Annotated in this window: 21 protein-coding genes; 9 read left to right on the top strand and 12 right to left on the bottom strand. The window is 62.0% G+C overall.

Going from position 1 to position 26,232, the window contains the following annotated elements:
* The first annotated feature begins 55 nt into the window (after positions 1–55).
* Both xseA and HJ583_RS04575 read left to right on the top strand, forming a co-directional pair.
* Positions 56–1,408 carry an exodeoxyribonuclease VII large subunit gene (gene xseA, locus HJ583_RS04580; protein ID WP_170020829.1) on the top strand — a complete coding sequence of 451 codons (1,353 nt, stop codon included), beginning with the start codon at positions 56–58 and terminating at the stop codon, positions 1,406–1,408.
* A gap of 118 nt (positions 1,409–1,526) precedes the next feature.
* Positions 1,527–2,108: a superoxide dismutase gene (locus HJ583_RS04575; RefSeq protein WP_101941308.1), complete on the top strand. Its 582-nt coding sequence runs from the start codon at positions 1,527–1,529 to the stop codon at positions 2,106–2,108.
* Positions 2,109–2,172: 64 nt separating this feature from the next.
* Here the strand turns inward: HJ583_RS04575 and HJ583_RS04570 are convergent, their stop codons facing one another.
* Both HJ583_RS04570 and nadC read right to left on the bottom strand, forming a co-directional pair.
* Positions 2,173–2,310, bottom strand: coding sequence for a hypothetical protein (locus HJ583_RS04570; RefSeq protein ID WP_170020828.1), 138 nt, complete (start codon positions 2,308–2,310; stop codon positions 2,173–2,175).
* A gap of 36 nt (positions 2,311–2,346) precedes the next feature.
* Complete coding sequence (gene nadC, locus HJ583_RS04565; RefSeq protein ID WP_101941309.1) at positions 2,347–3,198, bottom strand: carboxylating nicotinate-nucleotide diphosphorylase; 852 nt, start codon at positions 3,196–3,198, stop codon at positions 2,347–2,349.
* 83 nt (positions 3,199–3,281) lie between these two features.
* Here nadC and HJ583_RS04560 point away from each other — a divergent pair, with 83 nt between their 5' ends.
* A complete protein-coding gene (locus HJ583_RS04560; protein WP_170020827.1) occupies positions 3,282–4,763 on the top strand; it encodes an FMN-binding glutamate synthase family protein in 1,482 nt (493 codons plus the stop codon).
* Here the strand turns inward: HJ583_RS04560 and HJ583_RS04555 are convergent.
* From HJ583_RS04555 to HJ583_RS04545, 3 genes are all read right to left on the bottom strand, one after another.
* On the bottom strand, positions 4,745–5,623 hold the full coding sequence (locus HJ583_RS04555; RefSeq protein ID WP_170020826.1) for a DMT family transporter: 879 nt from the start codon (positions 5,621–5,623) through the stop codon (positions 4,745–4,747). The two genes, HJ583_RS04560 and HJ583_RS04555, sit on opposite strands and share 19 nt — an antisense overlap.
* The gene (locus HJ583_RS04550) at positions 5,620–7,089 is read right to left on the bottom strand and encodes an NAD(P)H-hydrate dehydratase (RefSeq protein ID WP_170020825.1); all 1,470 of its coding nucleotides are present in this window, start codon (positions 7,087–7,089) and stop codon (positions 5,620–5,622) included. The genes HJ583_RS04555 and HJ583_RS04550 overlap by 4 nt, the downstream gene beginning before the upstream one ends.
* A gap of 83 nt (positions 7,090–7,172) precedes the next feature.
* Entirely contained in the window at positions 7,173–9,071 is a 1,899-nt protein-coding gene (locus HJ583_RS04545) for a potassium transporter Kup (RefSeq protein WP_170020824.1), read from the bottom strand.
* A 174-nt stretch (positions 9,072–9,245) separates the two neighbouring features.
* Between HJ583_RS04545 and cobA the strand changes: the two genes are divergently transcribed.
* Both cobA and HJ583_RS04535 read left to right on the top strand, forming a co-directional pair.
* Positions 9,246–10,019 (top strand): uroporphyrinogen-III C-methyltransferase, encoded by a 774-nt coding sequence (gene cobA, locus HJ583_RS04540; RefSeq protein WP_101941313.1) that lies wholly within the window; start codon positions 9,246–9,248, stop codon positions 10,017–10,019.
* Between the two features lie 129 nt (positions 10,020–10,148).
* Positions 10,149–12,170, top strand: a complete 2,022-nt coding sequence (locus tag HJ583_RS04535) for a sensor histidine kinase (protein ID WP_170020823.1) — start codon at positions 10,149–10,151, stop codon at positions 12,168–12,170.
* 57 nt (positions 12,171–12,227) lie between these two features.
* On the opposite strand, the gene queF is transcribed toward HJ583_RS04535, so the two are convergent.
* The 4 genes from queF to HJ583_RS04515 all read right to left on the bottom strand — a co-directional run bounded on the left by queF (position 12,228) and on the right by HJ583_RS04515 (position 16,844).
* Positions 12,228–13,067: an NADPH-dependent 7-cyano-7-deazaguanine reductase QueF gene (queF, locus tag HJ583_RS04530; RefSeq protein ID WP_170020822.1), complete on the bottom strand. Its 840-nt coding sequence runs from the start codon at positions 13,065–13,067 to the stop codon at positions 12,228–12,230.
* Between the two features lie 99 nt (positions 13,068–13,166).
* A complete protein-coding gene (locus HJ583_RS04525; RefSeq protein ID WP_235943697.1) occupies positions 13,167–14,117 on the bottom strand; it encodes an alpha/beta hydrolase in 951 nt (316 codons plus the stop codon).
* A 47-nt stretch (positions 14,118–14,164) separates the two neighbouring features.
* Positions 14,165–16,129, bottom strand: coding sequence for an EAL domain-containing protein (locus HJ583_RS04520; RefSeq protein ID WP_170020821.1), 1,965 nt, complete (start codon positions 16,127–16,129; stop codon positions 14,165–14,167).
* Positions 16,130–16,142: 13 nt separating this feature from the next.
* Positions 16,143–16,844, bottom strand: a complete 702-nt coding sequence (locus HJ583_RS04515; protein ID WP_170020820.1) for a transglutaminase-like cysteine peptidase — start codon at positions 16,842–16,844, stop codon at positions 16,143–16,145.
* A 106-nt stretch (positions 16,845–16,950) separates the two neighbouring features.
* Between HJ583_RS04515 and HJ583_RS04510 the strand changes: the two genes are divergently transcribed.
* The gene (locus HJ583_RS04510) at positions 16,951–18,738 is read left to right on the top strand and encodes a TolC family outer membrane protein (protein ID WP_170020819.1); all 1,788 of its coding nucleotides are present in this window, start codon (positions 16,951–16,953) and stop codon (positions 18,736–18,738) included.
* 421 nt (positions 18,739–19,159) lie between these two features.
* On the top strand, positions 19,160–20,866 hold the full coding sequence (locus HJ583_RS04505; protein WP_328824852.1) for a methyl-accepting chemotaxis protein: 1,707 nt from the start codon (positions 19,160–19,162) through the stop codon (positions 20,864–20,866).
* Positions 20,867–21,188: 322 nt separating this feature from the next.
* Here the strand turns inward: HJ583_RS04505 and HJ583_RS04500 are convergent, their stop codons facing one another.
* Entirely contained in the window at positions 21,189–21,920 is a 732-nt protein-coding gene (locus tag HJ583_RS04500; RefSeq protein WP_217423256.1) for a glutathione S-transferase family protein, read from the bottom strand.
* An 81-nt stretch (positions 21,921–22,001) separates the two neighbouring features.
* Positions 22,002–22,754: an SDR family oxidoreductase gene (locus HJ583_RS04495; RefSeq protein ID WP_170020817.1), complete on the bottom strand. Its 753-nt coding sequence runs from the start codon at positions 22,752–22,754 to the stop codon at positions 22,002–22,004.
* Positions 22,755–22,879: 125 nt separating this feature from the next.
* Here HJ583_RS04495 and HJ583_RS04490 point away from each other — a divergent pair, with 125 nt between their 5' ends.
* Positions 22,880–23,788, top strand: coding sequence for a LysR family transcriptional regulator (locus HJ583_RS04490; protein WP_328824824.1), 909 nt, complete (start codon positions 22,880–22,882; stop codon positions 23,786–23,788).
* 85 nt (positions 23,789–23,873) lie between these two features.
* On the opposite strand, the gene HJ583_RS04485 is transcribed toward HJ583_RS04490, so the two are convergent.
* Positions 23,874–24,797 (bottom strand): AraC family transcriptional regulator, encoded by a 924-nt coding sequence (locus HJ583_RS04485; protein WP_170020816.1) that lies wholly within the window; start codon positions 24,795–24,797, stop codon positions 23,874–23,876.
* Positions 24,798–25,018: 221 nt separating this feature from the next.
* Between HJ583_RS04485 and HJ583_RS04480 the strand changes: the two genes are divergently transcribed.
* Entirely contained in the window at positions 25,019–26,173 is a 1,155-nt protein-coding gene (locus HJ583_RS04480) for an NADH-dependent flavin oxidoreductase (RefSeq protein WP_170020815.1), read from the top strand.
* Positions 26,174–26,232 lie beyond the last annotated feature (59 nt).

The raw sequence follows: 26,232 nt of genomic DNA, 5'->3' as shown, positions 1-26,232 counted from the left end.
GCAGTCGTGGTGCGCCTTTGCGAGCAGGGATGTGGATTGAGCTAGAATCGACGCCATGTCCAGAGCACCGATTCATGCAGAGCGAGTAGGCACGCGGGTTTCCAGTGTGTCGGATTTCGTCTTACAACTCCGCAGCCTGATTGAAGCCAACTGCCCGCTTGGCTGGATCGGTGGCGAAGTCTCCAATCTGGTACGGGCCACTTCCGGACACCTCTACTTCACGCTCAAGGATGAGCGCGCCCAGTTGCGCTGTGCAATGTGGCGCAACAAGGCCGCTCTGCTGCCCTTCCAGCTCAATGAAGGCATGCAGGTCGAAGTACGGGCCCAGGCCACTATCTACGAAGCACGCGGCGACCTGCAGCTCTCCATAGAGAGTGTCCGCAAGGCCGGGTTGGGCAATCTCTTCGAGGCCTTCCTGCGCCTGAAGGCCCGCCTGGAAGCCGAGGGCCTCTTCGAGGCAACCCGCAAACGCGCCCTGCCTCCCCTTCCGCACGGGATCGGCATCGTTACCTCACCCGCTGGCGCAGCCTTGCACGACGTCCTCAGCACGCTGCGCCGGCGAGCCCCAGGACTACTCATTACGATTTACCCCACGCTGGTACAGGGTGACGCGGCTGGGGCTCAGATTGCCGTGGCAATCGAGCAGGCAAGTCGCCGGGCGGCCAGAGATGGCTGCGAAGCCCTGATCGTTTGCCGCGGCGGTGGCAGCATCGAAGACCTGTGGGCCTTCAACCACGAAGCCGTGGCGCGAGCCATTGCCGCCTGCCCGATCCCGGTCATCAGTGGCGTCGGCCATGAAACCGACACCACCCTGGCCGACTTCGCTGCCGACCTGCGCGCGCCGACCCCCACTGCGGCAGCCGAACTCATATCAGCGGGTTTATATGGCCTGCGCCAGCGCCTGCCCCAACTCCAGACAGCGCTCGCGAGGAGCAGGGAACGCCGGCTACAGCAAGCCGCGCAGCGCCTCGACGAGTTGCAGCGCCGTCTGCTCCACCCGCGCGCGCGTCTCGCACGCAGCCATGAGCGCCTGACAAATTTGCGTCTGCGCCTGCAGCAAGCCAGCCGCAACAGCCTGTTACATAGGGGTGCGCGGCTCGAAACTCAGGCCGCCCGCCTGCATGCCTGCTTGCCCGGCACGGCCTTACTGCATGCACGTCTGGAACGTGCGGCACACAATCTTGTGCGCAATGGCCAATGGCGTATCACCAATACCCGCCAGCAACTCGATAATCTGGCCGGCAAGCTCGCCGCCCTCAACCCGGATGCCGTTCTGGCACGCGGCTATGCCGTCGTGCGAAATGAGCGTGGCGAGGTACTCCGCGACGCCGACGTTGCCCACAACGGTGAAGCGATCAACATCCAGCTTGCCAACAGCCTGCTGCGCGCCCGAGTCGAGAAAAGCTGATCCGGCCCTGAAAGGCGTTCGGTCACTATTGCCACGATTTGCAAGTACAATCGCGGTTTAGCCCCATTCCCGAGTATTCTGCTCGGGCATTTTCAAAACTTGCACGGAGAGAGAAGAAATGGCGCACACCCTGCCCCCCCTGCCTTATGCGAAGAACGCCCTCGTTCCGCACATCTCGGAAGAAACTTTCGACTACCACTACGCCAAGCACCATCAGGCCTACGTGACCAACCTGAACAACCTGATCCCGGGCACCGAGTTCGAAAACGCCAGCCTGGAAGAGATCATCAAAAAGGCGAGCGGCGGCATCTACAACAACGCCGCTCAGGTGTGGAACCACACCTTCTTCTGGAACAGCCTGAAGCCGGCTGGCGGTGGAGCACCGACCGGCGCCCTGGCAGCCGCCATCGACGCCAAGTTCGGCAGCTTTGATGCCTTCAAGGAAGCCTTCACCAAGAGTGCAGTGGGCAACTTCGGTTCATCCTGGACCTGGCTGGTGAAGAAAGCTGACGGCTCGGTCGACATCCTCAACACCGGTGCCGCCGGCAACCCGCTGACGACCGGCGACATCCCGCTGATCGCCATTGATCTGTGGGAACATGCCTACTACATCGACTACCGCAACCTGCGTCCGAAGTTCGTCGAGACCTTCCTGACCAGCCTTGCAAACTGGGATTTCGCTGCAGCGAATTTCGCCTGAGCGATCCGTACAAACAAAAAGGGCGAGCCTGTAGGCTCGCCCTTTTTGTTTGTAGCTGTCGCCCTTAAAGGAAGATCACCGCCGGGAATACCGTCACTGCCAGCACATAGACCAGCCATTCAAGATTGCGGCGGACCAGAAAACCGGTGAAATGCAGGATCAACACCACGATGGCCAGGATGTAGTACAGGGCAAACAGCATCTCACCTCTCCGCTCAGGAACACTTGGGCAACAAGCTTACTCTTCGACGTGACGCAGCGACAGATCCACGGCGACGACATCTTTCGTCAGCGCACCGATGGAAATGCGGTCCACTCCGGTTTCGGCAATCTCGCGTACGCGCTCCAGGCTGACTCCACCGGAAGCTTCGAGCTTGGCACGCCCGGCGCTGATCTTCACGGCTTCACGCATTTCGTCGAGCGACATGTTGTCGAGCAAAATCATCTCCGCACCGCACTTGAGCGCCTCGTCGAGCTCGCTCAACCCCTCAACCTCAACCTCGATGAATACATTGGAAGGCGCCAGCGCCTTGGCGCGCTTCATCGCCTGCGCCACGCCTCCGGCAGCAATGATGTGGTTTTCCTTGATCAGGATTCCGTCATACAGTCCGATACGGTGATTGACGCCCCCCGCCACCGAAACCGCATACTTCTGCGCCAGACGCAGGCCAGGCAGGGTCTTTCGAGTATCCACAATGCATGCCGAAGTACCTGCCACTGCCGACACGTACTGCGCCACAGCCGTCGCAGTGCCAGACAGCAACTGAAGAAAGTTCAGGGCCGTACGCTCAGCCGTGAGAAGCGCCCGCGCACTGGCAAACACATCACACAGAACCTGCCCGGCACGCACCTGCTCACCATCCCGCACATGCCAGACAACGGACGAATCCGGATCAACCATGCGGAATGTGGTATCGAACCAGGCCGTGCCGCACAACACGGCATCTTCACGTGTGACCACACGGCCACGCGCGCTACTGTCTTCGGAAATCAACTGGGCCGTAAGGTCACCGGTACCCACATCCTCGGCCAATGCCTGAGCCACGCTGCGGTAAATCTCGACACGCAGCTGTTCTGATTTTTGGTTCATCATGTTCCTCTGTTGAAGCCTTGCAGCACAAAGCATGCAGGGCAGACCGAAGTCAGGAATTGTACACGCCGGGGGAGGAGCAGATGTCCGGAATACTGAGCATTCTCAGCATCAGCCTTGGAGCACTGATTGCGGCAGCCCTGCTCGCTACGCTGGTGTATTTCTATATCCGGGACATTACTCAGAAGAAACACGCCATCCTGCGCAACTACCCGATCGTCGGCCACCTGCGCTACTTCTTCGAAAACCTCGGCGAATACTTCCGCCAGTACTTCTTCCTCAATGACCGCGAGGAGATGCCCTTCAATCGTGCCACCCGGGCATGGATCTATCGCCTGGCAAAAAAAGAAGGGGGCGCCATCGGTTTCGGCTCCACCTACAAACTGCAGGAACCAGGGGCCCTGATCTTCGTGAATGCCCCCTTCCCGGTCCTGGAAGAAGAACGTCAGCCCACCCCACCACTGGTCATCGGCGAAGGCTTCTGCGCCACGCCCTACATTGCCCGCTCGATCTTCAACATCTCCGGCATGAGTTTCGGTGCCATTTCAAAACCGGCCGTGCAGGCTCTTTCCCGGGGTGCTGCCGAGGCCGGCTGCTGGCTGGATACCGGCGAAGGCGGCCTCTCGCCCTACCACCTTGAAGGCGCTTGCGATCTGATCATGCAGATCGGTACGGCCAAGTACGGCCTGCGCGACGCCAAGGGCAACCTCTCTCCGGAGAAGCTGCGCGCCCTGGCAGCCCACGACACGGTCCGAGCCTTCGAAGTAAAGCTCTCCCAGGGCGCCAAACCCGGCAAGGGTGGCGTGCTGCTGGGCGCCAAGGTCACCGCTGAAATCGCGGCCGTCCGCAACATCCCGGTAGGACAAGACTCTCTCAGCCCGAACCGCCATTACGACATCGGCAATATCGACGAGCTGCTAGATTTCGTTGAACGGGTACGCGATCTTTCCGGCAAACCGGTTGGTATCAAGACCGCCATCGGTGGCTGGCACTTCTCCAACGAACTCTGTGAAGCCGTGTTGCGCCGTGGCCTCACCAGCGCACCGGACTTTCTCGTCATCGATGGCGGCGAGGGCGGCACTGGCGCTGCGCCGCAGGCACTGGCCGATCATATGGGCCTATCCATCGATGAAGCACTGCCCCGCGTAGCCGACGCACTCTATGCCAGCGGCTTGAAAGAGCGGGTACGCCTGATCGCTTCGGGCAAGCTGGTGACCTCCGCACGGGTGGCCTGGGCACTGGCCTGTGGTGCGGATTTCATCAATTCGGCGCGCGGCTTCATGTTCTCGCTGGGCTGCGTGCAGGCGCTGCGCTGCCACACCAACAGTTGCCCCACTGGAGTGACTACCCACGACCCGCGCCTGCAGCGCGGACTGGTGGTGGAAGAAAAATACCTGCGCGTGGCCAATTACTGCCGCGCAGTAAACACCGAGGTGGATATGCTGGCGCACTCCTGCGGTCTCGTACATGCCCGCGAATTTCGCCGCGAACATGTGCGCATCGTGCAACCCTCCGGCCGCTCTGAAGCCTTGTCCAGCCTGTATCCCTACCCCTTGCGCGGCTGACCCAGAGACAGGGCCACAACAACACCGGCCAGTGCAATCACGGCCATCCCAAGCAGGGTGATGCCGTCCGGTACGCGATCAAAAACCAGCCAGCCGAGCAAACCTGCCCACAGCAGTTGCAAATAGGTAAAGGGCGCCAGCAGCGACGCAGGCGCATGGCGATAGGCGCGCGTGAACAAGTAATGTCCCAACCCACCGGTCACGCCAAGGCTGAATAGCAGTCCGGTTTCGAACAGGGAAGGCCAGGAAACGGTCGGCAGCCAGGGCAGACTCAGGCCGAAACACAGCGTGCCGGCCAGCGCGGCGTGAAACAGCAAGGTATTGGTGGACTCGCTGCTGGCCAGCAGGCGCGAGAGGAGCTGATAAGCGGCGCCGCAGAGCGCTGCGCACAGCACCATGGCAACCCCGAAGGCATCCAGACTGGCGCCCGGGCGCGCCACCAGCAGCACTCCGCAGAAGCCGGCGAGCACCGCCCCCCAGCGAAGCCAACCGATGCGCTCGCCGAGCAAGGGCCGCGACAGCAAGACAACCAGCAGGGGAGCCACAAAACCGATCGCTGTCGCCTCAGCAACCGGCAGGCGTACCAGCCCCTGCATCATGAACAGTGTGCAAGCAACCAGGCACAAGGCGCGCACGACCACCAGCAGAGTACGCCGCGGGCGCACGAAGCCCAGGCCCTGGCGTGGCCATAGAATGCCCAGCATCAGGACGAGGTGCACCACGTAACGTACGAAGGCCATCAAAGGCACTGGAAAATGCGCCGCCAGATAGCGGATCGTGCTGTCCAGACAAGCAAAGAGAAATACTGCGCTGGCGATCAGGAGCACGCCGCGCAACGGATGCGGGGAAGTTGTCGTCATCGTTTCAGCCAGGCATTGAAGATCCGCCGCGCAGCCGGCATGGTTTCGGAAGGTGTAAGCCCCACCGGGCCGATCCCCTCACACGCCAACTGATCCGCTGCGCAGCCATGCAGGTGGCAGGCCGCAGCAGCGGCATCCAGCGCCGGCCAGCGCTGCGCCAGCAAGGCCACAATGAGGCCAGTCAAGACGTCTCCCATCCCCCCGACAGCCATTCCGGCATTACCCGAGGCATTGATGAACCAGGCGCCCTCGCTGCCGGCAACGACGCTGCCACAGCCCTTGAGAATGACTTCGGCATTGAAGCGTCGCGCCAGCTCCTGCGCCGCCCGAAGCCGGTCAGCCTGCACAGCGGCGGTACCGGTACCGAGCAGGCGTGCCGCTTCGGCCGGGTGTGGTGTCAGCACGCCAGGCCAAGCACGACGACGCAGCAAGTCCTGCAGGGGCGGATCTTCTGCCAGCAGATTCAGCGCATCCGCATCCAGTAACAAGGGACCGGCAAAACCCAGCGCACGCCGCAGTTGTGCCTGTGCAGTTTCGCCGCGCCCCAGGCCTGGGCCGAGGGCCAGAGCCTTGACCAGCAGCGCCAACTCGCCTGGCGCGCGCAGCATCAGCTCCGGATACAGCGGATCGACCCCTGCCGACTGCGCATCGAGCAGCCCCAGAAAGACCTTGCCCGGGCCCAGATGCAACGCAGCCCGAGCCGCCAGCAACGCAGCGCCCTGCATGCCAGCAGCGCCCCCGATCACACCAACAGCACCGAAATCCCCCTTGTGCACATTGCGACGCCGCGGCTGCAGATGGGCAAAAAAGAGTTCCGGCGCAAGGACGCGGCCGGCATCCTCCGGCACGGGTAAATCGAGGTCGAATAGGCGCAACTCGCCGCAATGGTCGGGGCCATCCAGTGTCAGCAGCCCCGGTTTGTGGGCAATGAAACTGGCGGTATGACTGGCGCGAACGGTCGGGCCGACGCAGGCACCGGTTTCCGCATCCAGCCCGGAGGGCGTATCCAGGGCCAGTACCGGACATGTCAGCGCATTCAGGCGAACAATCCATTCCGCATAGATCCCTACTGGCGGGCGCTTCAAACCGATGCCGAAAAGTGCATCCACCGCCAACGCCCAGCGCGTGCCGATGAAATCGCTGACGATCTGGCCACCACTGGCCAGCCAGCGCTCACGCGCCGCCCGCGCATCCGGCGGCAGGCTGCTCACCCCGGCCGGCGTGGCCAGCACTACCTGCAGGCCGCGGGCCGCCAGCTCACGCGCCAGCACATAGCCATCACCGCCATTGTTTCCGGGGCCGACCAAGACCAGCACCGGGCCGCGCACCTCGCCAAGCAACTCCAGCGCCCAGGCGGCAGCGGCCTGCCCGGCCCGCTCCATGAGCGGCGGCTGAGCCTGGGCATGAAGCTGCTCCAGCGCGCGCAAAGCCTCGCTTCCTAGAATCGGGGTGAATGACGAAATCATGGCCGGGCGGCTCATATCAGACGGGTTTCAAGCTTGGCCGGCCTGCGTCTTATATGCAAGCCGGCCATTTCATCTGGCCTTGCTCAGATTTCCACTTGGGTGCCGAACTCCACCACCCGGTTGGGCGGGATCTTGAAAAAGTCCGCGGCACTGCCCGCGTTGCGGAACATGAAGAAAAACAGGCGCTCACGCCACATCGCCATGCCCGGCTTGATATGCGGGACCAGTTTTTCTCGCCCAAGGAAAAAGGTAGTTTCCATCATGTGGAAGGGCAGGCGCCCGTCCTCGGTCACAGCCTGCATGGCGGCCGGAATGTCCGGCTCATCCTTGAAGCCGTAACGCACGTACATCCGGTAAAAACCGTAATCGAGCTCCTCGATTTCGACACGATCAATGTCCGGCACGCTCGGTACGTCTTCGGTGATCACCGTGAGCAGCACAACGCGCTCATGCAGCACCTTGTTGTGCAGCAGATTGTGCAGCAGCGGGCGCGGCACACCGCTCGGCGTGGAAGTCATGAAGATTCCGGTCCCCTCAACACGTCGTGGTGGCGAGTGAAACAGTGAAGAGATGAAGATATCGAGCGGCATCGTCTCGGTATCGGTACGCTCCTTGAGCAGGGTGCGGCCACGCTTCCAGGTCGCCAGCAGTGAAAACACGGCCAGGCCCATGGCCAACGGGAACCAGCCTCCATCCACGATCTTCACCGCACAGGCGATCACGAAGGCCAGATCGACGATCAGGAAGCCGACGAGGAACACGAGCCCCTTGCCGATCGACCAGTTCCACAGATGCTGCACCACCACGAACGCCAGCAAGGTATCGATGAGCATGGTCAGGGTCACGGCAATGCCATAGGCCGACGCCAGATTGGAGGACGAACGGAAGCCCAGTACAACCGCCACCACGGCCAGCAAGAGAGTCCAGTTCACGCCCGGCACGTAGATCTGGCCGATCTCCTTGTGCGAGGTGTGAATGTAGGCAATGCGCGGGCAGTAACCAAGCTGGGTGGCCTGGCGGGTCAGCGAGAAGGCTCCGGAAATCACCGCTTGCGAAGCAATGATGGCGGCCGCAGTGGCCAGCCCCACCATTGGATACAGCGCCCAGGACGGAGCCAGCAGGTAGAAGGGGTTGCGCACCGCTTCTGGATCGGAAAGCAGCAACGCCCCCTGCCCCAGATAATTCATGTAAATACAGGGCAGCACCAGACCGAACCACGCGAGCTTGATCGGACGACGGCCGAAGTGGCCCATATCGGCATACAAGGCCTCGCCGCCGGTCACCGCCAGCACCACCGAGCCCAGAGCCAGAAATCCGTGCCAGCGGTGCTCAATGAAGAAGCTCACGCCGTAGAGCGGGTTGACCGCCTTCAGCACATAGGGATGCTCCACCACCTGCAGCAGGCCCAGCAGGCCCAGGGTCAGGAACCAGATCACCATCACCGGACCGAACAAGGCGCCGACGCTGGCCGTGCCCCGGCTCTGCATCCAGAACAGCGCCAGCAGCACGCACAGCGATATCGGCAGTACAAAACGCTCCAGGCCAGGCGCGGCGATGTTCAGACCTTCCACCGCCGACAGCACCGACATCGCCGGGGTAATCACGCCATCACCGTAGAACAGAGCGGCGCCGAACATGCCCAGCACCGTCAACAGCCACATCTTGCCCTTGGAACCGGCTACTGCGCGGTTGGCCAGGGCAGTGAGCGCCATGATGCCGCCTTCACCACGATTGTCCGCACGCATGATGAACACCACGTACTTGAGCGACACGACCAGCATCAGCGCCCAGAACACCAGCGACAGGATACCCAGCACGTTCGCCTCGACCGGTGCGATGCCATGTCCGCCGAACACCTCCTTCATCGTGTAGAGCGGACTGGTGCCGATATCGCCATAGACGATGCCTGTTGCGGCCAGTGTCAGGGCCGCCAGACGCTTGCGGGAAATCGCGCCGCCAGGGGCGGACGGTTCGTGGGACATGCGGGGTCATCTCCAATAGACAGACTGGCTTGCCCTCGTGCAGCACTGCCAGCGGCGCGAAGCTACCACCGCTACCGCACTGCGACAATCACGGCCGCGCAAAGCGTGGGCAATTTCCCACAAACTGCGCTTCCCGCTAAGATTCTGGCCGCAGCAACCTCCTGAATCCCCCACATGCCCTCATCCCCTCTTCCTGGCAAGGTTTTCCTGGTCGGCGGCGGTCCCGGCGATCCGGACCTGCTCACCGTGAAAGCAGTACGCCTGCTCGCCGCGGCCGACGTTGTCGTGTACGACAATCTGGTCAGCCCGGCCGTACTGGCCCATGCCCCGCCCCAGGCGCAGCGCATCTATGTCGGCAAGAAAGCCGGCAAGCACGCCCTGCCACAGGAAGAGATCAACCAACTGCTGGTGGAACTGGCCCGTGAAGGCAAGCAGGTGGTGCGTCTGAAGGGCGGGGATCCTTACATCTTCGGACGGGGAGGCGAAGAAGCCGAAACCCTGGTCGCCGCAGGCATCCCCTTTGAAGCCGTGCCAGGCGTGACGGCCGCCGCCGGAGCCGCCGCCTATACCGGCATTCCGCTGACCCACCGCGATCACGCCCAGTCCTGCTTCCTCGTCACCGGCCACCTCAAGGACGAGAGCTGCAACCTGGACTGGCCCACCCTGGCCCGTGCGGGCCAGACGCTGGTGATCTACATGGGCCTGACCTCCTTACCCGAGATCAGTCGCCAGCTCATCGCCCACGGCATGGCGGCAGACACACCGGCGGCCTGCGTGCGCCGCGCCACCCTGCCGGATCAGCAGGTCATCACCGGCACGATCACCGACCTGCCAGCCCAGGTACAGGCGGCCGGCTTGAAACCTCCCGCACTACTGATCATCGGCCGGGTAGTGAGCCTGCACACAGTGCTACACCCCGCAGCGGGCACACTCGGCCAAGAGTCGTAGGGGTCTGCCGCAGCTTGCCTGGCGCCCCCAGAGGGCGCCAAGCTGCCGCGCGGAGAGACAGCACCTTAAGTACCTGCACGGCATGTCAAAACAGATTCCCGGCATCGACGGGCGTCGCGGGGGGAAAACATGTTGCGTTATCTGCTGGGCCTGTGCGCCCTGCTCGGCTCATTATCCTTGCCAGCCCTCGCTGGCCCCACCGACACTCCGGTCTGGTCAGTCCACACCAATACTAGGCCCATGTCTTTCGAGCACGTCGAAAGCCTGCCCGCGACCGATTGGGAAGCCCTGCCACCTGGCGGCATGACCAATCGCGGCTTCCGCGGCAACAGCCTGTGGCTGCAGACCCGCCTCAGTCCAGAACGTTTCGGCAAGCAGGTGCTGGAGCTCGCCAATCCGCTGCACGACCGCATCACCCTCTACATCCTGCGTGACAACGCCCCCCCCGAAGTACGCCACGGCGGCTTTCGCCAGGCCCACACACCGCAAACCTTCGGGCGCTATCACAACCAGCTCTTCGACTTTGATCTGGAAGCCGGCCAGGGCAGCACGCTATTCCTCAACATCGAAACCTCGCGCCCGCTGTTTGCCTGGCCAAGGCTCTATAGCGGCAGCGACTTCTTCGGCAACAGTGTCAAGGAACGCATGTGGCTGGGGCTTTATTGCGGGCTATTCGTCACCCTGTGCCTGTACAGCCTGATGGCCTGGGTCGGCACCCGCGACAGCAACTACTTCGATTACGCCCTATTCCTCTCGCTCATGGGTCTGGTGCAAGGCCAGATGCTGGGGGTATGGCACGAATTCTTCATGCTCGGGCATCCGGCCTGGCAAGACTTCCTCTCCAGTCTGCTGCCCGCGCTGGCACTGGCCGCGTTCTGCCGCTTTGCGCGCAACTTCCTGAACCTGGCCGAACACGATCCACGCCTCTATCGCCTGCTCACGCTGTGCATGTGGGCCGCCCCGGCGCTGATCCTGCCGACCTGGTGGCTGTTCGGCAGCGAAGTTTCGATCCCGGTCACTGACCTCGTCTCGCTGCTCTTCTCCGGCACCGGCATTCTGGCGGGTTTCAGCCGGCTTGGAGCAGGCTATCGCCCGGCACGCTACTACCTGCTGTCGCAGATTCCACTGGTCAGCGGCGGTCTGATCTATGTGAGTGCCAACCTGGGATTGATCCCGGCGATTCCATTGGCCATGTTCGGTTTTCAGCTTGGCGCCGGCCTCAGCGCCGTGATGATCGCCCTGGCACTGGCGGGCAAGCTGCGCGCGCTGCAGCAGGAGCATCTGCAGGCCCACAGTGATCGCCTGATCGCCGAGCAGCAGATGATCGAAGTCTTGCGCGAATCGGAAGCGGCACTGGAAACCCGTGTGCAGGAACGCACTCGCCAGCTCGAACAAGCGCTGGAGCTGCAATACCGCCAGCACAATGAACTGGAGCGCAGCAATGTCAGCCTGAAGGCCCTCCACGAAGAGCGTGGAGCCTTCCTGCAGATCGCCGCCCACGACCTCAAGAACCCCACCGCCGCCATCATCAGTTATGCCGATCTGCTACGCGAGCGCTGGCACAGCTGGGATGAAGAGAAAAAGCTCAAGCGCATCGGCAACATCCGCAGCATGGCCCAGCTGACTTTCGACATCATCCGCAAGCTGCTCGATATCGACGCCATCGAGTCCGGCAACTACGCCCTGCGCCCGACCACGCTGAACGCCTCGGAGAGCCTGCGCAGCGTCTGTGCGGAATATCGCGAGCGTTGCGAAGCCAAGGATCTGCGCCTGCACCTGAGTCTCGGCGAAGACGCGCTTCGCCTGCGTATCGACAAGACCGCGCTGCACCAGATCCTCGACAACCTGGTCTCCAACGCCATCAAGTACTCCCCGCAAGGGCGCAGCATCCACGTCAGCCTGGAGCAGGAAGCCGGCCATGCCCTGATCCAGGTGCGCGACGAAGGGCCGGGCATTTCGGAAGAAGACCAGGGCAAGCTGTTCCGCAAATTCACCCGCCTCAGCGCCCGCCCCACCGGCGGTGAGCACTCCACCGGGCTTGGTCTGTCCATCGTCAAACATATGGTGGAGGCCAGCGGTGGTCAGGTCGGCTGCCTGAGCCGCCTCGGCGAAGGCGCGACCTTCTTCGTGAGCCTGCCGCTGGCGGCTTGAATGATGTCTGAGCGGCTAGCTCAAGGCCGCTCCTGCGGGGCTCGGAGTGCGCGCCCCTTACTGCCGTACTTCGAACAGGTTATCGGCGCGCCAGTCCGCCCGGTTGCTGCGGAAAGGATTGATATCCAGCCCGCCCCGCCGGGTGTAGCGTGCCCACACCGCAAGCTCGCGCGGCGCGCAGTGGGTCAGGACGTCGGTAAAGATGCGCTCCACACATTGCTCATGGAATTCGTTGTGCTCGCGGAAGGAGATGATGTAGCGCAGCAAGGCCTCACGCTCGATACGCGGGCCGCTGTAGCGCAGCGCCACCATGCCCCAGTCCGGCTGGCCGGTGACCAGGCAGTTGGACTTGAGCAGATGCGAGCAAAGCAGCTCCCCCTCCACCAGTTGCGCCGGATCAGCGCGCAGCAATGAGGGCTGCGGCGAATACTGCGCCACCTCGATGTCCAGCGCATCGATGCACTCGCCCTGCAGATAATCGATCTCGCGGCGCGGACGACGCTCGAGCGGCTGCACGCTGACCCGCACCGAAGCGCCGGCGGCCTGCGACAGATCACGCGCCAGGGTGGCGGACACTGCTTCGGCATCTGCCATGCGGGTCTGGTTGAAGGAGTTCAGGTAGAGCTTCAGCGACTTGGATTCGATCAGGCGCGGTGAATGCGCCGGCACCCGAAATTCGCCCAGCGCCACGACCGGCTTGCCACGCGGATTGAGCCAGGAAATCTCGTAGGCATTCCAAAGATCCTCGCCTGTAAAGGGCAAGGCGGCTTCATCCAGCCCGAGCTCATCGCGCTTCTGCTTGCGCGGAATCGGGAACAGCAGCTCCGGCGCGTAATCGCTACGGTAAGCCGTGACCCGACCCAGCGGAGAGTTTTCTGGCACAAGTTTTTCGTTCATGACAATTCCGGATCAATACGGGCCAAAGGTGGCCCGCCAAGGGAAAACCAGCGGAGCCCGAACCACTCCAGGCGACAGGCTCCACAACCTTATTGCGACCTAAGCCTCACGCCTGCCGGGCCCTTTCAAGGTACGGGCAATTTCATCCAGCGTCGCCCGTGCTTCCTCGAACAGGCTGAACATGGTCACGAAACCATGCACCATGCCCGCATATTCAGAGTACTGCACCGGCACACCCGCCGCTTGCAGGCGCTCGGCGTAGCGCGCGCCGTCGTCAGCCAGCGGGTCACACTCAGCGGTAATCACCAGCGCCGGCGGCAGATCGGTATGGCTCGCGGCGAGGGCCGGCGAAGCCCGCCAATCCTGCTTTTCAATGCCACGCGCAAAATACTGATGATGAAACCAGGCCATGGTTTCGCGTTCCAGAAAGTGGCCTGCCCCATAGCGCCGGCCACTCTCGAATTCACTCAGCAGATCGGTGGCAGGATAGATCAGCACCTGCTGACGGATCGCCGGCCCACCGCCATCGCGCGCCTTCAGGGCCAGGACCGCAGCCAGATTGCCACCCGCCGAATCCCCAGCCACCACCAGGTGATCGCCATCCAGAGCGAGCCCCTGCGCTTCACGCACCAGCCAGCGCAGTGCAAACCAGGCGTCGTCCACCGCCGCGGGAAACTGGTGCTCGGGCGCCAGGCGATAATCCAGCGCCACCACAGCCATGCCTGTGGCATTGGCCAGGGCGCGACACCAGGCATCGTAAGCAGCCACATCGCCCAGCGTCCAGCCACCGCCATGCAGCCACAGGATCACCGGCAAACCGGTCTCCAGACTCGGTCGATACAAACGTGCCACCAGCGGACCACCGGCATGCTCACGGCGCATGAGCTGCAGTTCTTCGACAGCAGCAACCGCTTCCGGCTCGCCGCGATAGGCAAACATCAGCTTGTAGAAACTGCGCCGTGCGACCTCGACCGGCAACTCATGCAGGCGCGGCGCATCGATGCGATGCAGCATCGCCAGCCAGGCAGCGGAACGGGAATCAAGAGGCATGGGCAGAACTTCAGCGCGGAAGCCGCGATTTTAGCGCGGCCCCGCCCTTAATCCAGCAAACGGATCGCCGGTCCGGTCAGCCCGGCCACGCCCAGCTGCCTGAGGGTTTCAGCCTCTGCAGCCGTTGTCACCCGCTCGGCGATCAGCACGATATCCAGCCCCAGCGCCACATCCACCAAGGCCTTCACGAAACGCTGATGGTCCGGGTTGTGATCAATATCCACCACAAAAGCGCCGTCGAGCTTGAGGTAGTCCAGCCTCAGATCCTGGAGCTTGGCACTGACATTGATCTGGCGACCAAAATGTTCGATACCAATCTTGCAGCCGGCACGCCGCAAGACCTCTGCCAGCATGACCAGGCTTTCCAGCCCTCCCAGTTCAGTCAGGCCACGCTCTGAGATTTCAACCCACAAGCGCCGGCTCGTATCGCCGGCCTGCTGCAGTTCGCGCTGTACCAGATCAACAAACCCGGGGGTTCGCAAGGATTGCGGCGACACATTGATAGCCACCTCGCCCGTCGCGCCTTGCAGTTTTTCCAGTGCAAGCTTTAGCGTCAGCACATCCAGGCGCGCAGTAAGACCCAGGCGTGCCGCTGCAGGCATGAACTGGCCAGCAGTCAGTTCAGAGCCGCTCTCATCCCGCATCCGCAGCATTGCTTCCAGATGCAATTCGCGACCTTGAGCGCTGCGTACCGGGTAAGTCGCCAGATGGAAACTGTTCTGCCTGAGCGCCGTTTCCAGACGCGCCAGCCAGCCGTCGCTCGACAAAGGCGGCAGACGAGTATCCCCCAGCCCCCCCGCGACCGGCTCAGCGCCCGTTTCAGCCTGCATCACATAGTTATCGAGCCGCGCCAACACGTCCGCCAGTTGCTCGCCGCGCTGATAGAGCGTCCAGCCAATACTGGCCAGCTCGCCCTGCTCCGGCAGCAGATTGGCGCGCAAACGCTCAAATGCCTCAACCAGCCTGTCGCAGGCCAGGCGAGCCTGCACCTCAGTCAGCCCGGGGCACATCAAGCCAAACTCGGCCCCGTTCAGGCGGGCGACCAGCGCCTCCAGCGTCTCCTGTTCAGCGCCGCCTTCCGCCACATCGACCAGTGGCAATGCCGGCAGGATTTCCAGCAACGCGCGCGCGCAACTGCGGAGCAACTCATCCGTCTCCCGACGCCCCAGGCTGCGGTTAATGGCCGCTAGGTCACGCAACCGAACCAGCATCAAAAGCCCGCTGGGGCGCACCCGCTCATCGCTCAGCGCGGCACGCAAACTCCCCATGAAGAGAGAGCGGCCCGGAATGCCGGTCAGCGAATCATGGCTCACCTCCTGGCGCAGAGCTTCGATGCGCGCAGCTTGTTCAGCGAACATGGCCTTGACCTTGTCCACCATCTTGTTCATCGCGGCGCCCACGACGCGCAGCTCCGGCACGTTCGGCAAGGGCTGGATCTCGAAACGGCGCTGACCAATAGCCTCGGCCTGCTCAACGATGCCCTTCAAGGGCTTTTGCAACCAGCGCATCAATACGGCCACGACGGCGCACAGCAACAGGCCGACGAGTCCCTGGGTCAGCGCCAGCTTGAGGATGCCGGCCCACAGCTCGCCATAGGCGTAACGCGCACTGGCCCGCACCTCGACGCTCCCGGCTTGGCGCCAGCCGTCCGATACCAGCGCTTCTCCCGGGCGCGCATCGAGCGGCACCAGCGCCACGAACCAGGCCGGCGCAGTCGGCGCTGGCGCACTGGTGCGGCGCTCGGCCAGCACCTTTCCCTGCACATCGCGATACACGATGGATTCGAAGTGGCCCGAATCGAATAGCGCCGTGACCAGCAATTCGCTCATCGCCGCATCCTTGCTCTGCTGCGACATCGACAAAGCCAGCGAGGCCGCGCCATCACTGGCCTGTGCGAAAAGCTGCTGCTCAAGATAATTGCGGGCCGTCAGCACGCTCACCACAAAGCTCACTCCAAGCGCCAGCAACATGGCGCCCAGCACGCTCAACCACAACCGTTTCAGCAAAGACATCCCGTTTCCCTTCTCAAGGCTCATAGCCTTCAGCTCGCATCTTCGATTTCAAACCAGCCCACAGCGAAAGGCGATCCACCGGCGAAGTCGGCCGCGTGGCACCACCCATGAACACCCCTTCGCGATTGAAACTGAATACCGGCGCCAGATCGGGCCGGCGCGAAGCGGGGCGGATGTCGGTAATCAGATTATCCAGCACCAGCGGCTCCGCATCCGGCGCGGCATAGTAGCCGAGCACCATATGCGCTACCTGCACCGGGCTGCCCGGCGAGCCCAGCGTAGCCCGCACATAGATCATGCGCAGGCGCTCGGGCGCTACACCCAGCTCGAGCAGGCTGTGCAGCTTGGCAATCGCGTAATCCTCGCAGTCTCCGGCGCCCTGCCCCAGAAACTCGATCGGTGTAGCCCAGTAGTCCGCCACCCGCCACACGACAACGTCATCCAGAAAACGGATCCGGCGATTGAAGAAATCATTCACCCGGCGAAGCTTGTCGGCCTCCGAGAGGTTGCCCGCCCCCTGCAGCATGTCGCGCCACTCGCGCAAGCTCTGCTCTCCGGCACTGCCATAGCGCTCGCGCATGCTGACCAGCATGCGATCGAGATCCACCCCTGCCCAGGCAAAGACGCCAAGGCTCAGCAGCGCGCACAAGCCGCCCAGCAGCACCGCTCGGCGCCAACGGGCAGAGCAAGTGTGAAATAGTTCTTTATAAGACATATTCCGACACAGATTGCTTCAACTAAAACGACTCCTGAGAAGGGGCACGGCATAAAATCCGGGTCAATAACAAGCCCTGCAAACCATTACCGCACCGGCACGCCCCATGAAAATAATAGCTTTATCCCTGATGCTGATCGGCAGCGTAGCGCAAGCAGCGACGCTTGCCGAGATTACCGAACGCGCCCTGGCCCGCAACCCGGAAGTCCAGATGCGCCTGCACGAATACAACGCAGCCGGTGAAGAGCAACAGGCCGCGCGAGGTAGCCTGCGCCCCCGTCTCGATCTGGATGCTTACGCCGGCCGCGAACGTTACGATCCTTCTCCCGGCACCAGCAACTACTTCAACCACCCTGGCGTCGCCATCCAGCTGCGCCAGTTGCTCTTCGATGGCGGCAGTGCCCGTGGCGAAGTGCGTCGCCTCGGCTACACCAAGGCCACCCGTTACTTCGAACTGCTTGCCGCCGCCGATGACATCGGCTTCGAATCGGCACGCGCCTACCTTGATGTACAGCGTTATCGGCAGCTTTCGCTGCAAGCGCAGGAAAATTGGGGCGCCCACAAAGAAGTTTATGAACAGATCGCCTCGCGCGTGCAGGCCGGCGTCGGCCGCCGCGTCGATCTGGAGCAGGCCTCCGGCCGCCTCGCCCTGGCCCAGTCGAACTGGCTGACCGAGACCAGCAACCTGCACGACGTTGGCGCCCGCTTCCAGCGCATCGTTGGTGAAGCGCCGCCGGTACTAGCCGAAGCGCCGGATCTGACGAAAAGCCTGCCGGAAGAAAAGAGCGTTATTTCCGACGCACTGCGCGACAACCCCAGCTTCATGGCCGCCGTCTCCAACCTGCGCGCGGCTCGTGCCCAGACCGATGTCCGCCGCTCCACGCAGAACTCGCCGACCGTTGAATTCCGCGCCTCCACCGGCGTCGAGCGCAACCGCAACGGCTTCTCCGGCAACTACAACGATGCCGCCGCCCAGGTCGTGATGAACTACAACCTGTTCAAGGGTGGTTCCGACAGCGCCCGCCTGCGTCAGGCCAATGAGCAGTACTCGGCCGCCGTCGAGATGCGCGAGAAGGCCTGCCGCGAAGTGCGTCAGACCACCACCATCGGCTGGAACAACGTACGCAAGCTGCGCGAACAATTGCGCTATCTGGACCAGCATCTGCTCGCCACCGAGAAGGCTCGCGACGCCTACCGCCAGCAGTTCGACATCGGCCAGCGCACCCTGCTGGATCTGCTCGACACCGAGAACGAACTCTTCCAGGCCCGCCGCGCCTACGCCAATGCCCAGTACGACCTGCGCCTCGCGGAATACCAGGTCCTCACCGCGTCCCACCGCCTGTTGCCAGGCCTGGGCCTCGCACCGTCTGCGGCCAGCTTCCCGGAACTGGACGCCGCCGAATCGGAAGACGCCGTCGCCCGTTGCGGCACGGACCTGCCAGCCTACGAACCGCTGGATCTGGCCGCTGCCATGGCCGCCCGTCCAACTCCCGCCAAGGCACCACTCCCAGCCCCAAGCCCCGCGCCCGTGCCGGCCACCATCCCGGCCCAGTGTGAATTCGCCGTGCAGGACTGGGCCGCCGCCTGGTCTGCCAAGGACCTCAAGAAATACATGGGCTACTACTCGAACAACTTCGAGCCGCTGACCCGTGCCGACCGCGAAGACTGGCGCCGCTTCCGCGCCGAGCGCCTGGACAAGGAAAACATCTCGGTCGAACCGCGCAACCTCAGCGTGAAGCAACTCACGGCGGACACCTGCGAAGCCAACTTCCGCCAGCGCTATCGCTCCAGCGACTTCAACGACGATGTCGACAAGCGCCTGGTGCTGAAGAAGGAAGCCAATGCTTGGCGCATCATCCAGGAAATCGCGCCTAAGAAATCCAGCACGAACTGAGCGATCAGCAGACAGCACAAAGGGCGCCCGCGGGCGCTCTTCGTTTTGGTGCTGAGGAGGGACGGCTTACGGCCAGGAACAGCCACTTCCCCTTGCCGTAAAGCAGTCCTCTGAATGGCCGCTGTACTTTGATACCTGCCGGATGGCCGAAGCACGCAACTCGGCCATTACAGCCGCTCAAGCCTTCACTAGTGAACGACCGCAGGTGTGCGTATAGCGGACTGCACAGCGCCTACAAAACCGGGGCGATTCAGAAGCCCCGTTGGTGCTCCGGTACTTCGGCTTCGGCGGCTTGCTCATCCTGTAAGTCTATCGGCTGCAAGCTGGCGTGCCGGGCGACTTGGGCAACAAAACCTTGCAGAACGCCCAAGACCTGCGGCTGTTTTCGTACGGGTTTGTACGTATCAGGCAATGCGCTGCCATGGTCGTTACTAGTCTGGACTTGTGGCATGCGTCTGAGAGAGGCGCGTGCGGCCAACAGACAGGGCTCTGCCCGAGGAAAATCATGAGTATTGCGAGAAAGTTGCTAGCTTTCATAGTGCTGACCCTCGTCGCACTGGTAACGATGCTAGGTGTAAGCCTTTACGTTAATCGTCAAATCAAGGTGCAGCAGGACTACATCAGCGAGGTGGTGCTGCCCTCAATGCGAGCCTTTCGTGAGATCACCGAATACCTGGGCGAATATCGCCGCGTGTTCACAAGCTTTCAGCGCGTGGTAGGCACACCTGACGAAGCCAAGCTTCGGGTGGTTGAAGATATGGAGTCAAACGGCGCCAAATTGGAGGCGGCGTTTGCGGCCTACGCCAAAACGATCAGCAGCCAGGAGGAACGAGCACTGCACGAGCGTACAGTGGGCCACTGGAAGACCTATTTCACTGCAGTGCAGGAGAGCCTGCCCATCCAGCGCTCAGGTGATAAGGAAGGCACTGAGGCCAAACGAGTGGTCATCCGACAGGCCGGTGCCGATTTCCTTAAAGCCATGCGCGAGCAGGTGGAATATCTCGGTGGAGCACAAGATCGCGCCAAGAGCGCGATGGAAGAAGCGCAGAGTCGTGCTGCCTCAGTAACTACCGCGCTAATCGTGATTGCAACCTTGCTGCTGGGGGGCTTGGGCTGGGAGCTTTATCGCACCTCGGTTCCCCCACTGGTACGCATGACGCAGACCATTGAACGCATTCGCGACGACCGCAATTTGGCTCTGCGGCTGCCAGCCACGGGACAGGATGAGGTATCAAGCGCGTCACGTGCGCTCAACACTCTGATTGAGGGCTTTGCCAATGATTTCAGGGTGCTGCGCCAGTCGGGTGCTGAGTTGCGGGCGGCATCCGATGGTCTGAAAGAAACAGCAAGCCAAGTTTCCGAAACAGTTTCCACGCAAAGCGAAGTGTCGTCGTCGATCGCCGCAGCCACCGAAGAACTGACTGTAAGCATTCACCACGTGGCCGACCGTGCACGTGACAGCCGCAAGGAGTCAGACAGCTCCGACGAGCTGGCGCGATCGGGCGTAGGCATGATGAATGAGACGGTGGCGGGTATCGGACACGCAGCAGATTCGGCACGCTCAGCCGAAGTCCTGATGGGTGAGCTACAAACACGTGCAGCAGAGATTGAGAAGGTGGTGGGCGTGATCCGGGGGCTGGCCGACCAGACCAATCTGCTCGCCCTCAATGCCGCTATTGAGGCGGCACGCGCTGGTGAGCAGGGGCGTGGCTTTGCTGTGGTAGCCGACGAAGTGCGCAAGCTGGCCGAAAACACAACGCGGGCTACGGTGAGCGTTACAGAAAGCATCAACAACATCCTTGACGGCACCCACGGCGCCACGAGCAGCGTGCGCGACACGGTGAGCTCGGTGGCACAGGGCGTGAGTCGCACAGCCCAAGCGGGCGAACTGATGCACCAGATCAGCCAGCACGCGCGCCAAGCAGCCTCGATGGCCGAAGAAATTTCTACCGCGTTGGGTGAGCAGACATCTGCAGCCGACTCCATCGCCCAGCAGATCGAGCAACTCGCACACATGGCTGAGAGCAATTCCGACTCTTCCGACCGTACCCGTGAGGCTGCCGGCACGCTCAGCGCCATGGCCGGGCAGCTCAACGAAATGGTGAATCGTTATCGGTTGGAAGGGTAACGAGGCTACCTCACGCCCCGAGGGGGCGATGATTTGCGTTTTACGGAGACAAGCGCAAGTTCATGTTTTTTTGGGCGAGATGGCCGCGAGCCAACCCCACAAAAACCGCACGTAGTTGATTCACTTTGAAACCAGCCACAAAGCCTACGCGAGCAACTCGGCCAATGCAGCCGCTCCACCCCTCCCGTTTGAACGTCCGTAGTCGTGTACAAAACGGACGACCCGACCTCTACAAAAACCGGGGCGATTCACCAAATCCATGATCGAGGACCGCCGTTCGCTTCTGAGCGTGCTGACACGGCTGGACTCGGGTTGAGGGGGCCTAAACCGTCTCCATCAGCAAGGCTTGCTGACGCCGTAAGTGCGCCTGAAAAAGCGCCGGATAATCTGCGGAAACAGCTGCGATCACGCTCGCTCTCGCACTGAGCGCTTTTCGCCAGGCGTTACCCCTGGGAAAGTCGGCGAACAGCGATTCGGTGCTATCGGTTTGCAGCACAGCGAAGTAGCGGAAGATGGGCGCAAAAACCGCATCCACCATGCCAAAGGCCTCACCCGCGAAGTACGGGCCAGGCCCGAGAGCCTTTTCGAGCTGAGCCAGCTTGTCCTTGAACGAAGCGGCTTTCAGATCGGCGCTGGGTTGATCCCTGGCGTTCAGATACCCCCAGGCCTCTCCCAGGGTTGCGGAGCCAAATTCAATCCACGCGCGGTGCTTCGCTCGCGTCAGCGGGTCATCCGGATAGAGGCTGGGACCGGGCTGGGTTTCCTGCAGGTATTCGCAGATCGCCACACTCTCGAACAGTATTTCCTCCGCGCCGTCAGCTTCTTGCACCTGAAGCAGGGGGACTTTGCCGGTCGGCGAAATCGCCAGAAACCAGGCGGGTTTGTCACCAAGATCCACATTGATGCGATGGAAGGGAAGCTGCTTTTCGATCAATACGATGGCGGCTCGCTGAACGAAGGGGCACAGCGGGTGGCTGATCAGGGTAAGCGTAGGCATTGTCAGGTCGGGTTTTGAAGGGTGGGATCGAGGAAGGGGCGCGGGGATATTCGCCACGCCCCTCCTGCTTGTTGGCTGCGGTCTTGAAGCCGAGGGCTTGTCGCCGAACGCGGCGACTTGGACGCCAGCCTTGCGTGGTCAGCGATTGAGCAGGCGGCCGCCATCGACAACGATTTCCGATCCGAGCGTCCAGCGGGACTCGTCGGAGGCCAGGTACAGCACCGCTTTGGCTACCTCGTCGGCGGTGCCGAAGCGACCGAGCGGGATGGTAGCGGCGATGTCCTTGTTCACTTGCGCGCGGTAGGCGTCGGGAATGCCGAGCTTGTCGTACAGCGGCGTTTCGACCGGGCCAGGACTGACCGCATTGACGCGAATTCCGCGTCCGAGCAATTCAGTCGACAGCGTCTTCGACATGTTCAGGAATGCGGCCTTGGTGGCGGCATAGACGGATGAGCGATCCGCACCGGCATGCGCACTGACCGACGTTGTCAGAACGACGGAGGCGGGATTCGCAAACACCGGCAGCAGTGCCTGCAGCAGGAAATACGGGCCCTTGACGTTGACATCGAAGGAGCGGTCGAACATCTCTTCCGTCCATTCTTCGATCGGCAGCCACATGGATACGCCGGCATTGAGGAAGGCGACATCGAGCTGGCCGTAGTGGTCCTTGACGGCCTGCGCCAGTTCCCTTTGCGCAGCGACGCTGGCCGAGTCGGCGCGCAGCACCGGAACCTCGGAGCCGAGTTCGGCCCGGGCATTTGCGATGGAATCGGGATTGACCCCCGTGACGACGACGCGAGCGCCTTCGGCCAGAAACTGTTTTGCGGTTTCCAGACCGATGCCGCTGGTGCCACCGGTGATGAGCGTACGTTTACCTTGCAAGCGTGACATTGTGTTCTCCATTCAGTAACGACCACCGTGGTCGGCAGGGAGAACTGTGCGCTTATGCATTAATCTCGATAAGATAGCGTCGTTGAATATATTTCATGCGTTCAATGCATGAATATGGAGGCTGCGTGGACCGATTTCTCTTGATGACCTGCTTCGCGCGCGCCGTGGAGACGGGCAGTTTTTCTGCGGCAGGACGCGATCTGGGCCTGGGGCAACCCAACGTCAGTCGCTACGTGGCAGCGCTGGAAGACCACTTGCAAACGCGACTGCTGCACCGATCCACACGCAAGCTGTCTCTGACGCCGGAGGGCGAACGCTACTACGCCGACATCCGGCGAATCCTTGACGCGGTGGAGGAGTCCGAGTCCTCATTCAGAAGCAATGCCGACCCATCAGGGTTCTTGCGTGTGGCCTGCCCCACCGCGCTTGCCCATGCCTTCGTGTTGCCATACGTGCCGGAATTCCTGGAACGCTATCCCAGACTGACACTGGATCTCCAGATCAACGATCGCTACGTGGACCTCGTCAATGAGGGGACAGAACTCGCCATTCGCATCGGACAACTGGAAGACAGCGCACTCCGCGCCCGGCGCATCGGCTCGTACGAGCGCGTCTTCGTGGCCAGTGAGGATTACCTCGCCAAACGCGGGGTTCCGCAGACACCAGATGATCTGCGCGAGCACGACTGCGTGATCTACACCTTGCTGGCGTCGGGCGCGACATGGCGCTTCCGCGACGCCGAAATTCCGGTTTCCGGCAGGCTGAGAGTGAACTCGCCAGATGCTGTCAGTGCAGCGGTCACCGCTGGTCTGGGGGTTGGGCATGGGCCGGCATGGCTGTTCGACGAAGGCTTGAAGAGCGGCCGCCTGAAGTACATCCTGACGGGACATTCCGCGCCGGCCGTCCCTGTTCAGATCGTTTATGTTGCCAACCGGCTTCTGCCGACCCGGGCCATCGCATTCATGGACTTCATCGCTGACGCGTTTTCAAGGATCCCGGCTTTCAACGGGGCCACTCCATCGGCCAGGCTGTAGGGGAATGATTAGCCCCTGCTCTGGCCGATCTCCTGATGCCGAGGTTCGGACAGGCACAGGGACGGTCAGGCTTAGATGACCGCTCTTAATGGCTGTTTCCATCTCTTGCCCAGGTGGATTCCCGCATCCGCTTGATATCTCGATTCGGCGGATCTCCGAATAATCGGCTGTACTCCCGGCTGAACTGGGATGCGCTCTCGTACCCGACACGCGTCGCCGCACTGCCCGCATCCAGATTTTCATTGAGCATCAGTTGCCGGGCATCGAGGAGGCGCAGGTTCTTCAGGTACTGCAAGGGGCTCACGCCAACTACGGCACGAAAATGCTGCCTAAAAGTTGAAGGGCTCATATGAGCTTTGGCCGCAAGGTCATCTATCAGCACGTTCTCTGTGTAGTGCTGTTTCAGCCATGTGACCACCTTGGCAATTTGCTGGCTCGGCGAGCCTATCGCAACGAGACGGCGCAAGTTGGGGCCATGCCCCCCATGCAGCAGGCGAACGACGATCTCCTGCTGGATCAGGGGTGCGAGGAGAGGAATCAGCGACGGTTCGGCGAGCAGGCGGAGCAGCCGAGTCAGCGCATCCTGCAAGCCTGGATCCAGTGCTACGAGGGATATTCCTCGCGTCGTCGAAGCCTGGAGCGGGCTCGCAAACTCCATCTCCGCCGCCGTCTGGGCGATAAGGCGAGCATCGAGCTCCAACCAAATCCCGAGAAAAGGCTCTGCGGTGCTGGCACGCGTGACATACGCCACCACGGGCATATCCACGGTCGTTATAAGAGATTGTCCGGCCCCGTAGTCGAAGATCTCGTCGCCCTGAGTGATCCGCTTGCTGCCTTGCACGATCAGTACAAGACCCAAGCCATAGATGCAAGGCTTCGGATCGGTGGTTGAACTGCAGCGACGGAGTTTCAGCGCGGGAATCGGCGTGTCGTAATCTCCATCAGTTTGTGCAGTCTCGCCAACCAGACTGACAAGCTCTCCGATGTCAGGCCTTGCTTCAATGGCCATTGGACGTCTCCGTGTAGTCAAGGCTTTGCCTTCAGGTTTTGTGGTTGAAGCTTAGCATTGCCAAACTCAGACCAACCCGGTCATCGATCGAATCTCATCATTTCAGGCAAGAAGTGCGACGGTTTTGGCAAACGCGCCCCAGGTGCTTAGGGACACACTGCTTGCCATGGGAGCGCAACTCGCTGCGGAGCTCCCGTTTCAACCGTGGAGATTCAATTCAAATGACCCCAACCAGATCGAGGCTGTTCCAGCCATTAACTTTCAAAAACGGACTCACCTTGCGCAACCGCGCCGTGATGGCACCGATGACGACATGGTCGGCGAACCCGGACGGCAGCATCTCCGACCAGGAAGTGGCCTACTATCGCGCTCGTGTAAACGGAGTCGGCATGGTGGTGACAGGTTGCACGCACGTGACTCCGGACGGTATCGGCTTCACGGACGAGTTCGCCAGCGATGATGATCGCTATATTCCCAGCCTGCGTCGCCTCGCGGAAGCGGCCAAGAGCGGCGGTGCGCCGGCCATCTTGCAGATTTTCCACGCCGGCAACAAAGCCTTGCCACACCTCGTGCCGGATGGTCGCGTTGCCAGTGCCAGTGCCCTCAAGGTGCCGCCCAGCCCGTTCAATAGCGCCGAAGTGACCAGTCATGCGCTGAGCGGGGAAGAAATCGAAAAGATCATCAAGGCGTTCGGCGAAACGACACGTCGCGCCATTGAGGCGGGTTTCGATGGCATCGAGCTACATGGCGCTCATGGCTTCCTCATCCAGAACTTCTTCTCGCCCATGTTCAACCAGCGCGAGGATGAATGGGGTGGCTCGCTCGAAAACCGCATGCGCTTCCCTATGGCCGTGGTGCGCGAGGCTCAGCGGGTCATCGCAGAACACGCCAAGCGGCCTTTCCTGCTGGGCTACCGCATCTCACCGGAGGAACCCGGCGAAGGAGCGCTACGTATTAGCGATAGCTACGTGCTGATTGACCGGCTGATCGAGGCGGGCGTCGATTACCTTCATGCATCGCTCTTTGACATTCCGAATGCCAGACCCGCCGACCACACCGGCGAGCGAACCACTGCCGAGCTGATCGTTGAGCACGTCGCTGACCGTATTCCTTTAATTGCGGCAGGTCTTATCCGGACGCCCGAGGACGCCGAAAAAGCATTAACGACAGGCCTGAAGTTGGTCGCCATCGGGCAGGGCCTGGTGATGAATCCGACCTGGGTCGAACTCGCAAGCGAAGGCAGGGATACAGAGATTGCCACGGCGCTCGATTCCGAGCGCGTGCCGCAACTGACGATCCCCGACAAGTTGTGGGGCGTTATTCAGGTGGCGAAAGGCTGGTTTCCACTCGTTGAGGCAACACAGCCTGCCGCTTGATGGTTCCTTAATGCAAGCAAGCACTCATTCAGCCTGGGGCCAACGGCCTCCGGTTTCCT

Source organism: Uliginosibacterium aquaticum, from assembly GCF_012972705.2.
GTDB classification, from domain to species: domain Bacteria; phylum Pseudomonadota; class Gammaproteobacteria; order Burkholderiales; family Rhodocyclaceae; genus Uliginosibacterium; species Uliginosibacterium aquaticum.
Note: the sequence above shows the minus strand (reverse complement) of the source record. Positions and strands in the feature narration are given on the sequence as shown.